The organism is Paenibacillus dokdonensis, assembly GCF_004916975.1.
Lineage (GTDB): Bacteria > Bacillota > Bacilli > Paenibacillales > Paenibacillaceae > Paenibacillus_AQ > Paenibacillus_AQ dokdonensis.
In genome coordinates, this window is the sequence record NZ_STGQ01000002.1 from 480,630 (window position 1) to 494,010 (window position 13,381).

Below are 13,381 nucleotides of genomic sequence, written 5' to 3' on the forward strand. Positions count from 1 at the left end.
TTATCGTTCCCCTACTCTCTAATATCCGTTGCAGTCTATAGCTGCTATTAACTCTGTGCCATTTTCATCATTTGCTCGAAATCCGGAACGGTAGGATTCGCAATATAGTGCCCGCCCTCAACCTGGATGGTCTGTCCGGTAATAAACTTGGATGCATCGGAAGTCAGAAACAGGACGGTATGTCCAATATCATCCGGTTCACCGTGATAAGGCAGCGCGTTATATTTCGTGAACGTCTCGAGCAGCTCCGGAGACATGTTATTCTTAGCTGCCGGCGTCAAAATCAATCCCGGTGCGACCGCATTACAGCGAATGTTATGTTTGCCATACTGGGTGGCGATATACTTCGTCAGATTAACGACTCCAGCCTTCGAGGCACCGTATGCAACCCGAATCGCATCGCTGGCAAAACCAGCCATGGAAGCCGTATTTATGATGGAACCTCCGCCAGCTTGGATCATATGGGGAATAGCATATCTACAGCCCAATAACACGCTTTTTAGGTTCACATTCATCAGCCGATCCCACTCATCCAGATCTACGTTAACGACATCCAGGTCCTTCTTCAGATTCGTCAAGCCCACATTGTTGAACAAGGTCGTGATTTTCCCATAATGCTGCACCGTAAATTCAACGGCTTCCTGTATCGATGCTCCATCTCCGGCATCAAGAAATACGCCCACTGCATCTCCGCCTTGGGCTTTAATAAGCTCCGCCGCTTCTTTTGCCCCAGCAACATTAAAATCAGCAATGACTACTTTAGCGCCTTCCTTCGCCATTAAGTTAGCAGTGGACAAGCCTATTCCAGAAGCGCCTCCAGTGATCAGCGCTACCTTGTCATTCATTTTCGCCATTTTTCTCAGGCTCCTTTCGATACTCACGTTATGGGTAGTATACCTAAAATTTAGATATCTAAATATTTAACGTCTAAATACTAGCAGAATATTTATTCTAATGCAACGGAGAATTTTGAATAGAATTGTTTATGCTGGCCAAGCAGCGCAACGCAAAAAAGGAGGGCAGAGATGCCCTCTTCCTCACATGTTTATTTCCCATTCGCAATGAACTGACATACGGGCGGCGATGCAAAAAAGGCTCTTCGCATGAACCAGCAGCAGTACCCCGGGCTAACGATTTCGGGGCGTGGTATAATATGCTTAACTGATGAATTAAGAGGATATAGGTGCGTGAACAGATGGAAATGAAGCCGGAACATACAGCCAAAGAAAAGAAGCCGTTATACCTTGCCGTATACGATGAACTTTTTAAAAAAATCATGAATGGTACCTTCCCCGCCAATAGCCAATTGCCTACGGAGCCCGAACTTGCCAAAATGTTCGATGTAAGCCGAATGACGTTAAGACAAGCACTGGCTCTATTGCAGGATGACGGGCTGGTGAAGAGCTTTCACGGTAAAGGAAACTTTGTTACCGGGTCTCGAATCGAGCAGAGAAGCATGGGTCTTGAAAAAATCGGAAATCCTGTGTATAAGTGCCATACGGAGGACATTGACCACGTCGACATCCAGTTCAGGCTGGATTTGGAGAGTGACTACACCAAAGAAGTCCTGAACAGAAGAGCGACTGCCGTCGTAGCCATTGAACGTTGGTACAAGAGTAAGGGACAAGCGGTGGCTTTCGCGTTTACCTTCATGGCAATTGAAGCTGCATCTGAGTTGAATCTAGACCTCCAAAATGAAGAGCAGCTGCTGGACATGCTTGAGAGTAAGGTATATGAGCTCGCGAACTCGGCAACGGTGGAGGTCAAACATTCCACGGTGATGAATTCCACGTCTCAACAATTTGAACTTGATGGCGGCGAGGTATGCGACTTGCTGCTGGAAAGTTTATATGTCAATGAACAGTACCCTATTGTATACAACAAATATTATATTCCTAAAGAATTTAGCCGGATTAAGATCAACGCGACGAAGTAGCCATGCTGATATCGACAGAATCAATGAACCGAATACCTATATAAGACATTATGTACTTGCTAGGCGGCGGGTCTCCTTTAAGGAGGCCCACCGCCTTTTTTCATATGGACCCGCCTGAATGGAGAAGATAGTATGCTACAAGAACTTCCATAAAAGATAGGTTGATAAGGCATGAGACGTGTGGTATTTTAATTATGTACTAATTAGACAACTTATTATACAACTATACCAATTTGTAAAAGAGAGGAAGATTTGTGTTGAATACATCCATGCATAAAGAAACGCCGCATATTAAACCTGGAGGCGTCGAAATCGCCGAAACGATTCTTTTGCCGGGGGACCCCCTGAGAGCGAAATTTATTGCAGATAATTATTTGGAAGATGTCGTTCAGTTCAATAACGTACGCGGCATGCTGGGCTACACGGGAACGTTCAAGGGAAGAAAAATATCCGTAATGGGGACTGGAATGGGAACACCAAGCATGAGTCTGTACTCATGGGAGCTGATCCATGTTTTCGGCGTGAAGAATCTTATCCGCATCGGTTCCGCAGGGGCAATTCAAGATCATTTGAACCTGTATGATATTGTTTTTGCAATGGGTTCTGCAACCGATTCCAATTATGGACATCAGTACAATCTTCCAGGTCATTATTCGATTACGGCATCGTTCGAACTGTTGGAAAAGGCCAAAAAGATTGCAGATGCGCAGGGGCAGAAGGTTCACGTCGGCAATGTCCTCTCCAGTGACATTTTCTATAACGCGGATCCAACGGCGCTGAAGAAATGGAGTGAAATGGGAATCTTATGTGCAGAAATGGAATCGGCTGGCCTGTATATGAATGCAGCCCATGCGGGCGTTAACGCATTGTGTATCTTGACGATCAGCGATCATATTTTCAGACAGGAATCCACGACCCCTGAAGAAAGACAGACAGCGTTCACTAAAATGATGGAAATTGCACTCGAGCTTGCTTAATACTTGGGATGTACGAAAGGAAAATGGTATATGGCTACGATAAGTGAACAAGCACAGAAAACGACCTCATCCTTTCAGGCGAAAAGGGCCGTGCCCGTCATTCTGCTCTTTTTCGTGTTTGCTCTGATCATTGATAACTCTTTTAAATTGGTTTCAGTGGCAATTGCCAATGATCTGGGAATCTCAACAGCTGCGGTCAGCCTGCAGGCCTCCTTAGCGGGACTTGTGATTGGCATCGGCGCTGTGGTCTATGCCTCTTTGGCCGACTCCATCAGTATCCGAAAGCTGCTGAGTGCGGGGATTATCTTAATCTGCATAGGCTCAATCATCGGGTTTGTGTTTCAGCACTCTTATCTCTTCGTTCTGATTGCGCGCATGATTCAGACGGCGGGGCTTGCCTCTGCCGAAACGTTATATGTGATTTATGTGACGAAACATCTGCCCAAAGAGGAGCAGAAAAAGTTTCTGGGATTCAGTACAAGCAGCTACTCGCTTTCTCTTGTTATCGGCTCCATTACGGGAGGGTACGTCTCCACGTATTTAAGTTGGGCGATGTTATTCTTGATCCCGCTGCTGTCCCTGATCCTGCTTCCTTTCATTCTTAAATACTTGCCGAAGGAACAATCACGCAAAGGCCATGTGGATTTCATCGGTCTACTCCTCATCGCAGCGATCGCTGCGTCGGTCATGCTATATCTAACGGATTTCAATTGGATCTTTATTGTAATCTTCGCGATCGCCACAGCGTTATTCCTTGGCTACATCAGCAAGAGTACGAAGTCGTTCATTGGCGTCTCCTTCTTTAAAAATAAACGGTTTGTAGCCGTTCTTGTAATTGCCTTCGTGATTTATTCAGTTCAACTGGGCTACATTTTCATTTTTCCGTTCGTGCTTCAGAAGATGTATGGTCTTCAGCTGGACACGATCTCGCTGCTTTTGATTCCTGGATATGTGACGGCGGTGCTGGTTGGAGCGCTGTCCGGAAAAATTGCAAAAGTACTCACCAATAAGCAGGCGGTTTCCATTGCGATGTTCATTATCGCATGCAGTCTGGCTTTGCCCGCCCTTATCGGAGGCAGCTCAGTTATTGTATATGTGATCTCGATGCTGCTATTCTCAGGTTCATTCGCCTTCATGTACGCCCCTATGCTGGATTCATGCATAAGCACGATTCCTGTGGAAAAATCAGGAACGGCGATTGGGTTTTACAATTTGGTGCTGAATGTGGCCGTTTCTATTGGTATCGCTTATACAGCGTCTTTGATGGAGGCTGTATCATTTGGAACGGTGTTGTTTATCCTTTGTTTGATTACACTGCTTGCGCTTGTAATGTTCTGGCTGCTTGTAGGCCGGATCACCGAGTCCAAAGAAAAGTAGAGATTGTGTTCACGCTTAAGAAGCTGCTGTGGCAGCTTCTTTTTTGTCATAGCTGGCGAGAATAAGCAACTGGATTGAGGTTTGTTCTGTTTTCTATATCAGGCAGCGCCGAAACCCCAGTTCATGAAAAAGGGAGGAGCATTCGCAGCCCCTCCCTCCTCTGACTATATCAACTTTAATGCTTGGAGCAATCGCTCAACGATCGCGGCCGTTTCCGCTCTTGTGATGTTTTGGCCTGGGTGGGCCTGTTGTTGATCGCCCTGTATGATTCCGTATTGGATGTTCAAGGCTGCTCCGTTTCGCGCCCAGGTGCTGAATTCCGCTTGATCACGGAATGATGCAAGCAGTTCATTTTGCTGCTCCATACTCAGGATAGTGCTCCGCTTCGTCATATCCATCACTTTTGAAATCATGACCATGGCTTCCTCGCGTGTAATCCGCTGATCGGGTTTGAATGAATCATCCCCATAACCCTGGATTAACCCGTACGATACGGCAACCTGAACGGCGTTGTAGAACCAGTCCCCGGAATGGACATCACGGAAGTGCATTTCCTGATCGGCAAGCCGCAGTCCAAGCGCACGGGTGACAATCGCTGTAAATTCGGCGCGTGTAATGGCCTCATTCGGTACATAGCTGTTCTCGTTCACACCGTTGATAACAAGACGCGACGCCAGGTCTTCAATGCTTTTCCGTGCCCAATGGGAGGCAATATCGTCAAATGTCTTGCTGTTATGGATGAGCGCATACGTACTGTTCGTCATACTGTTCATGACGGCAAACCATTTACCATCGACTTGAATGACTTTCGTCGGGACTTGTTTCATGCTGCCATCGGTCATCATGATCACGCCGGTTGTAATTTGGCTCGGATCCGTTCCAGCCGGTATCGCGATCATTCGCTCTACATAAGCATTGAACTTCTCAATCATAACTTCTTTGCCGTTATGTTCCGCTATAATTTTAAAATCCACCGCAGGTGAGACCAGCTGAATGCCGCTGTCTTGGTTAGGCACGAAGCTGACTTGATTGGCAGGCACATGAGTGATTTCAACCCGGAGCCGAATGTCCTGCAGAGCAACGCCGGGGCCGAATAAGTTCGGCAGAGACTGAACCGGGATCTGCTGAACAGGAAGTCTGTAAACGGCATTCTCCGTTTGCACTTCAAGTACCGCTCCCTTGGCCTCCAAACTCATGGCTAACAGCGCGCTCAGCTCGCTGATGACATGATCGGAGTGATTGGTCACCCGATTTATAAGCACATATCCTGCGTCCGCCTGCTGTAGCAGCGCATTGATTTTCGCCTCATCCATTTTCATGACCGTCGTTTTGACTCCATTTACCGTTTGGGTTGTTACTGTAAACATATTTTTCTGCAGCAATCCGTTCGCGAGCAGGGCGATGCCCTCCTCTTGAGAGCCTGATTGTACCTGTGATGATGTCGAATGCGTCGGTTGCGGCCCTGGATCTGGCTTCGGATCAACCGTCGGCGGTATGACCACTGGCGCCCGCATGTCAAGAAGCCTTACCTTTCCGGTCGATTGAGTGCTTTCCACGGCGTTACCTGCCAAATTATACATGGATGCTCCATCCGCCGGCACGACTTCAATGGACTCTTGACCGCTTGGAATCCCTACGATGTCAAGCATGACTCGAATAACGGTCTCGCCGCCCGTCAAGTTCCCTCCATCCGTCCTCTTCAACGAATGAATGGCAGCGCCAGTTGCGCTTCCGCCATTTTTATCGAAATTCAGGCGCAAATTGCCCGGAGTCAATGCGCCAGCACCGTGATCATCTGCAAATACGCCTTCGCTAAACGTCACGTCGATATAGGCATTACCCTTGCCTAAAACGTAGCCTGTGATCGTTGGGAGTGTTGTATCAATGAGTACTCCCGCTGTACTGCCTACGTTGCGAAGCGTCAAGTCCGCATCATTACCGAGCCCGTCCTTGATCGAACCGCCATTTAGCGTCAAGGCTTCGATGGTAATACCGTCGTTGTCATGATCGCCGGATTGCACCATATAGCGGAACTGCAGCGTGTTATTGGACGATGGCATGCCAATCAAGGGGGCCGTACGCTTCACTCCACCGATATCCAGCGTGAGCTGCGGCGTTCCGGATACCGTAACATTCTTACTCATGGTTACCGTAAAATCTAAGGAGTTACCGGTTTTATAAGTACCGGCCACTGGTACGTTTACATTTTGAATCGCCGGAGCGGTTGTACTCACCAATACGTTCGTTGTACTGCCTACGCTATTTAGCAGTAATACTGCATGGTTGCCCGCGACAGATTGAATTGACCCGCCATTCAACGCCAGAGCACCCATGGTGATCCCATCCGTATCCTCTTGCCCGGCTTGCACCGTGTATCTGAATAACAACGCGTTTGTCCCCGAACCGCTTACATATACAGCCTGAACCGTCGTTGTCCCGATAACCAATGCGATCTGCGGAGTTCCCGTCACGTTTACAGGCTCGCTCATTTGCACCGTGAAATCCAGGTTTTGCCCTGTACCATATATGCCATTTGCCGGAACCGCTACGCTGACAACAGACGGTGCAGATCGTATCGTATTGATAGAATAATTGCCGGAATGGATTGTACCCGACCCTGAATGACCTTCGGAATCTTGCACGCCTTCCATGTTTAGCGCAATGAAATTGCTCGTCGCATAAGTGTTACCAACCGGCGTGAACGTCGCCGTCCACGTCATCCCATCGGATGGACTGAGGCCGCTCAGTGTTCCGTTCATAACCGTCAGAGCGGCGACCGTAAAGTTTCTCACTGCTTCCGTGAAAGTGATCGTCACCGTTGAAGTCTGACCGATGGTCAGCGACGGGTTGGAGAATACTATAGTGGCCGTCAGGGGCGTGGAAGTATCAGCATTTACTACACCGATTGGCTTTATAAACACCAGCCCCGCTATAATGGATAATGATAGGAATAATATACCTATTCGCTTGGCAAAATACATATGAACCTCCTATGAATGTTCTTCTCATATCAATGACATATCGTATCCTGTATCCTGCTGTTATAGCATTATTTTCATTGTACATTTACTATTTTCATATAAATAGTGACTGCTGTCATGAATTTGTCATATGACAAATTTGTACATCATGCGTCATACAAACCTGCATCAAAAAACAGGAATGGAAACCCGACTAAAAATCCGGGTTTCCATTCCTGTTTTTAAATATATTCGTATAAAGCGGGAATTCATTTTATTGTAGATCTGTCTACTTAGAGGGCTGCAGTGTACTGTTGAGACCAAGTGTCCGTGTTGTTGAAGTATGAATTTCTTGGATAAGCTCCGGGTTCTTCAACAGTTTTACGCCATAAGAAGGAATCATTTCCTTTAATTTCGGTTCCCATGCTTTTAGATGCTGCGGGAAGCATTTTTCGATGATCTCTATCATGACAGAAACCGCAGTTGAAGCACCCGGCGAAGCACCGAGCAATGCGGCGATCGATCCATCAGCGGCACTCACCACTTCCGTACCGAATTGAAGCGTTCCTTTACCTCCATTTGCCGTATCCTTGATCACTTGCACACGTTGACCGGCAACGAGCATATCCCAATCCTCGCTTTTAGCGTTCGGGATAAACTCCCGCAGCTCTTCCATGCGCTTTTCTTTCGATAGCATCACTTGCTGGATCAGATATTTGGTCAATGACAGGTTTTTTGCACCTGCCGCAAGCATCGTCAAAATATTATTCGGTTTCACGGAGCCTATCAAATCAAACATTGAGCCCGTTTTTAAGAACTTTGGTGAGAAGCCTGCAAACGGTCCAAAAAGAAGCGATTTTTTATTATCGATAAATCGGGTGTCCAGATGCGGAACCGACATTGGAGGCGCACCAACCTTAGCCTTGCCGTATACTTTGGCGTGATGCTGCGCGACCACTTCCGGATTATTGCAGACCATGAACAGCCCGCTAATCGGGAAGCCTCCGATATGTTTTCCTTCCGGAATACCCGTTTTTTGAAGCAGCGGAAGACTTCCTCCCCCGCCGCCGATAAAGACGAATTTAGCCGTATGGCGTTCAACCTTGCCACTATCGACGTTCCGTATTTTCAATTCCCACGCGCCATCGGCAGTGCGTTTTATATCATCCACACTATGTTTGTAATGGACATCGACGTTTTTACTTACTAAGTGATTGAACAGCATGCGCGTTAAAGCACCAAAGTTCACGTCCGTTCCAGAGTCCATTTTAGTTGCCGCTATAGGTTCATTCGAAGTACGGTCCTTCATAATCAGCGGAATCCATTCCTTCAGTTTGTTCGGGTCATCGGAAAATTCCATCCCTTGAAACAGAGGATTGTTCGACATCGTTTCAAAACGCTTTTTCAAAAACGCGACATCGCTTTCCCCTTGCACCAAACTCATATGAGATAATGGCGTGATAAAGTCTTGCGGATTACGAATCAGATTGTTGTTCACAAGATAGGACCAAAATTGCATTGAATCTTGAAACTGTTCATTTACGCTGATCGCTTTGCTAATATCGATGGATCCGTCGGGTTTTTCAGTTGTGTAGTTAAGCTCGCATAGCGCAGCATGCCCCGTTCCTGCATTATTCCATTCGTTGGAGCTCTCGATGCCTGGGCTTGCCAGCTTCTCAAACACATTAATCTTCCAGTCAGGTACTAATTCTTTCAGCATTGTTCCCAAAGTCGCACTCATGATTCCGGCACCAATTAAAATAACGTCTGTTTCGGTTTGTCTGTTACTCATGTTTACCGTCCTTACACGCTAATATTTGAAGAAAAGATGTAGGCGCTCCCATACAAGTCAAAGTACGACCTGGTCACACACCTTTTCTAGATGAATTATAACCTTATCCTAGTATATCACTATTTTATTGAGTATTAAATGATTGTTAAATACCATTTCAAAGCTGGTAACATGGCAATGAAGATATGCTATTGGGGTTAAGCGGAATTTTCATAAACGGCAAGTCTATAGGTATGGTTATAAATTAAAGAATTCACCTTTTAGCGGTAGCTCAAAAAAAAAAGGAACCCATGCGTACTAATAACGCTGGGTTCCTTCATACTGCGGTGGAATTGCCGCAGCTCTTTATGAAATGTTTTGCCGACTTATCCGAGAAAACCTTTCTTGAAAACGCCGAGCAAGTACTCGAGCGTCGTCGGATCGCTGTAACTGGACGATTCCGAGTCAATCTCGATGACATGTTTGTTTTTGACGGCCGGGATATTGTTCCACGTCGCTGTTTTCATGAACGAATTATCCCCCTGGGAGCTTCTGCTTAGCACAAGGAAATCACCGACATAATCGCCTACCACCTCTGGTGATAGCGTATAATAGCCAGGACCCAATGCATCGGCTTTGACCTTCTCCGGCATGTTCAGCCCCATCGCTTGATACAGCACTTCGGTTCCACGCGCCCAGTTATTGCCGAGTACATAGAAGCTCTTGGCGTCCCCCTCGAGAACCGACACGGTCACGTTGTCTCCGAATTTTGCTTTGATCTCCTTACCTACCTCAGCAGTCCGCAGCTTAAAGTCATCGATCCAGGCCTGGGTCTCCTTCTCCTTGTTCAACAGCTTTCCGATTTCGAGCTGCTGATTCAGGTAGTCCAGCTTTCCCCATGTATACGCGACGGTTGGCGCGATCTCTTTGAGTTTGTCTATATTTTTGCTGTCGCTGCCTGTAATGATGAGATCGGGATCCAGCTCGATAATCTTCTCGAGATCCTCTGGCGATACGACTTTAACACCCGACAGCTTGTCCTTGAACAGCGGGTTCTTGTTCGTCCATTCGTCAACACCCACCAGCGTTCCGTCAAGCGAAAGCACATTGGGCGCATTCGTCAGTGCGACGATTCGCTTGGGATTAGCCGGAACCTCGACAGGGCCGGACTCGGACTGATATGTCTTTGTTCCGGTACTCGCTTCGGACGCAGTATCGGAGTTCGTTGCAGAGTTGGTCGCTTGGCCCTCACTAGAGGTGGAGGCGGCCTTATTGTCGTTTACAGCTTGGTTTCCGCACGCGCTGATTACGATCATCAGCAGCAGTAATGGGAGGAGCAGCTTTTTGTTCATATTCAATGTTTAATCCCCTTATAATGATAATGATTATCAATCTCATATAAGGATTACTTTATCTTTTCTCTTTCCGGTTGTCAATAGGAAAGGTCCTTTCAGTAAAAAGCTCACCTGTAATCTGAAAGAAAGTGCCTCATGTCAGATATTGAGGATATTTAAGAAGAAAACAGCCTGCAGGTTACCTGTATACGCTCATTAACTAAGAAAAAAAGAGGAAAGGACGGGATTTGAACCGATAAAGAGAGAGGGGAGAACTGCCTATGGCTAGTAACGATCTGGAATTTATTGACGAGAGGTTTATTTTCAGAATCCAATCCTTAAAAGTACTGATCATTGAAAAGGAAGAAAAGAGGCACGCATCTCCTTTTTCAGCACAAATCCATGACATGCGTAACCTGATTTCTTCCGTTTCTCTTAGAAGCATACATCGCCTGATCGGCTTTCTGCAGGAGGGTCATATCCGTATCATCCGGGGTAACCGTGGCTATTCCGATACTTGCGGTAATATTGCCCGCTCTCCATTCCGAATCGGCAATTGCGAGCCGCAAACGTTCCGCAGCTTTCTTGGACTGGAGTCCATCTGCATGGGGTAAAATCAGCACGAACTCTTCCCCGCCAAGCCGCGCTACAACATCCCCGTTGCGGGCATGGGAGGACAGGATTTTCCCCAGAGATTCGAGTACGTCATCCCCCGTAAGATGGCCCCAATTGTCATTCACCTGTTTAAAATAATCAATATCAATGACAATAAGAGAGAACGGTTGCTGCGTTTGATTGTAAAGATTCATCTGCTCATCCAGCTTCTCATGAAAATAACGCCGATTCCGAAGTCCTGTCAGTTTATCCGTAATCGAAAGTTCTACCAACGTGGCATTGATCTCCATAAGCTCTGCTTGTTTCAGTTCAATTTCCTTATGGATTTGTTCCAGCTTCACCAGGGCTTGATCCATCTGCCAGTAATCCATATGCTTCTTCGCAGAGAAAAGATCAACCGTATCATCCATGCTTTTTTTCCTATGTATAAGCACGCAATCGATCATTTCCATCCCGTCACTCTTAAACCTTCGCCCATTCAAAATAAACGGGATCGGCTGCTCATTACTGTCCATTAAACTGATAAGCAGCTCCTCTACTTGACCCGTCAAATGGATTTGTGGATAAAAGTCAGATTGGAAAACAAGCTTGTTTTCCGCGGACATGAGCGACTCAAACTGTGTTTGAACCATATCCACATGTGTATAACCCATTAAATCCAGAAAGGTCCGATTCACTTCCCTAATCATGCCATCATTCGTTATGGATACATATCCACAGGGAGCGTATTTTAGCCGATCGTCCATTTCCGAATACCCTTTTAATGCATATATCATCCGTTACATTCACTCCAAGATATTCATTTACGCTACGAATGCTTGCGTTGCAAGATGACTTATACAGGCAGCGGCCTTTACAGTTCCGATTATATCGGATTTTGCTATGTTCACAGTCTCAACTCTGTCTCAATGTTTGTCGATAGACATTCTAATACAAATTCTAATGAATTCCGATCCGGTTTAGTAGTGAGCATTGTCATGAATTCTGTCATATGACAAACTTGATAAAATTGTAAAATTTATGACTTATCCATAGCGGCAGCTTATCCGTTATTTATAATAGGATTCTCCTTAACGAGTTTGCCGGCGAAAATAAATCCGCCAGATCACTCTGGCGGATTATACAGTGTATAGACAAATCAATGACAACAGCCCCGCGTCATTTCTCCTTTTAGGCATAATAAAAAAGCACTTTCAAACAAATGACTTCTTCAAATAAGTTATTCCTTCACAATAAACTTTTTACCCAGCAACCACATTCCGCCACTTATGACTAAGAAATATATAGGCATCGTCACCAAGGAGCCATTATGAAGAGTGCTCATTCCCCATGTCGTTAAGCTAACTAGCAAATAATATCCTAAGCTGAAAATCGCACCTGCTGTTCCCACAACATCGTGAAAACTGACAAGAGCAAGACTCAGACAATGAGGTAACGCAATACCTGCCCCCATTAACATGATAAACATGGTTATTAAAATACAAACGATGACGATTAGATCTGGCAAATTAACAAGGCTGCTTGCGAATGTTAATAATAATGCTCCCATTGCCATCACTAGACAACCGGTATGAATTATCTTTTCTGGTACATAGACGGTCAATAATCTTTTTGAAATCATTGCACCAACAATCGATGCCACGGCCACAATAATGCCTAGAAAACCATAGACTCCCGGCGATATATGGAAGTGATCAATGAACATAAAGGGAGCTTCAGCATAATAGCTGAATAAGATCCCGTTTATGCCGCCGATTAGTAACCCAAACACCAGTACACGTGGTGATAAAAGCATTCTTTTAATAATAGGTAGAATAGTAACCCTTTTCCTTGAGGAAACATCCGTTGTTTCTGGCAGTTTTAAAAAGGCATACATAAACAACAAAATGCTCATGATCACAAGTGTAAAGAAAACAGCTCTAAAGCCTAGCGCTTGGTCAACCCATCCGCCAATAAGTGGACCAACTGCGGGAGTAAAGGAAATTACAGCGGATATTTGGGCAAACATAGCATGCCGTTTATTTCCTGATACACTTTCACGAAGAATCGTTTGTGTAATGATTGATCCTGTTGCTGCTCCAAATGCTTGTATGAAACGGCTGATAAGTAGTAAACTAATCGATTCAGAGTTAACACACATCACGCTTCCGATACCGTATACAATAAGCCCGCCTAGCATGGCAGGCCTTCGTCCTATACAATCAGAAAACCAACCCCAGCAGAAAACGCCTAATGCAAATCCGATAAAATATATGCTTAACGTTAACTGTACGGAACGGTTTGAGACACCAAGCGCTGCAGAAATATCCGGTAATGATGGGGTGTAGATTGTCTCGCTAATTTGAGGAAAAGCCACCAAACAAATCATTAATAGTAAAGATGGCGCTGCATATTTCTTCATTAATTTTCGC

9 protein-coding genes are annotated in these 13,381 nt (G+C 45.8%); 3 read left to right on the top strand and 6 right to left on the bottom strand.

What is annotated here, in order from left to right; all coding sequences use genetic code 11:
- Nucleotides 1-47 precede the first annotated feature (47 nt).
- Nucleotides 48-854 carry an SDR family NAD(P)-dependent oxidoreductase gene (locus tag E6W40_RS20180; RefSeq protein ID WP_136607417.1) on the bottom strand — a complete coding sequence of 269 codons (807 nt, stop codon included), beginning with the start codon at nucleotides 852-854 and terminating at the stop codon, nucleotides 48-50.
- A gap of 341 nt (nucleotides 855-1,195) precedes the next feature.
- Here E6W40_RS20180 and E6W40_RS20185 point away from each other — a divergent pair, with 341 nt between their 5' ends.
- From E6W40_RS20185 to E6W40_RS20195, 3 genes are all read left to right on the top strand, one after another.
- Nucleotides 1,196-1,936, top strand: a complete 741-nt coding sequence (locus E6W40_RS20185) for a GntR family transcriptional regulator (protein WP_136608168.1) — start codon at nucleotides 1,196-1,198, stop codon at nucleotides 1,934-1,936.
- Nucleotides 1,937-2,205: 269 nt separating this feature from the next.
- Nucleotides 2,206-2,913 (top strand): purine-nucleoside phosphorylase, encoded by a 708-nt coding sequence (deoD, locus tag E6W40_RS20190; protein ID WP_211147073.1) that lies wholly within the window; start codon nucleotides 2,206-2,208, stop codon nucleotides 2,911-2,913.
- 30 nt (nucleotides 2,914-2,943) lie between these two features.
- Nucleotides 2,944-4,290 carry an MFS transporter gene (locus E6W40_RS20195; RefSeq protein WP_136607419.1) on the top strand — a complete coding sequence of 449 codons (1,347 nt, stop codon included), beginning with the start codon at nucleotides 2,944-2,946 and terminating at the stop codon, nucleotides 4,288-4,290.
- A gap of 164 nt (nucleotides 4,291-4,454) precedes the next feature.
- Here E6W40_RS20195 and E6W40_RS20200 read toward each other — a convergent pair whose 3' ends face one another.
- From E6W40_RS20200 to E6W40_RS20220, 5 genes are all read right to left on the bottom strand, one after another.
- The gene (locus tag E6W40_RS20200; protein WP_136607420.1) at nucleotides 4,455-7,271 is read right to left on the bottom strand and encodes an S-layer homology domain-containing protein; all 2,817 of its coding nucleotides are present in this window, start codon (nucleotides 7,269-7,271) and stop codon (nucleotides 4,455-4,457) included.
- A 268-nt stretch (nucleotides 7,272-7,539) separates the two neighbouring features.
- Nucleotides 7,540-9,042 carry a malate:quinone oxidoreductase gene (locus E6W40_RS20205; RefSeq protein WP_136607421.1) on the bottom strand — a complete coding sequence of 501 codons (1,503 nt, stop codon included), beginning with the start codon at nucleotides 9,040-9,042 and terminating at the stop codon, nucleotides 7,540-7,542.
- A 365-nt stretch (nucleotides 9,043-9,407) separates the two neighbouring features.
- Nucleotides 9,408-10,373 carry an iron-hydroxamate ABC transporter substrate-binding protein gene (locus E6W40_RS20210; protein ID WP_136608169.1) on the bottom strand — a complete coding sequence of 322 codons (966 nt, stop codon included), beginning with the start codon at nucleotides 10,371-10,373 and terminating at the stop codon, nucleotides 9,408-9,410.
- A gap of 371 nt (nucleotides 10,374-10,744) precedes the next feature.
- Nucleotides 10,745-11,746: a sensor domain-containing diguanylate cyclase gene (locus E6W40_RS20215; RefSeq protein ID WP_246073119.1), complete on the bottom strand. Its 1,002-nt coding sequence runs from the start codon at nucleotides 11,744-11,746 to the stop codon at nucleotides 10,745-10,747.
- A 443-nt stretch (nucleotides 11,747-12,189) separates the two neighbouring features.
- A complete protein-coding gene (locus E6W40_RS20220) occupies nucleotides 12,190-13,371 on the bottom strand; it encodes a multidrug effflux MFS transporter (protein WP_136607422.1) in 1,182 nt (393 codons plus the stop codon).
- Nucleotides 13,372-13,381 lie beyond the last annotated feature (10 nt).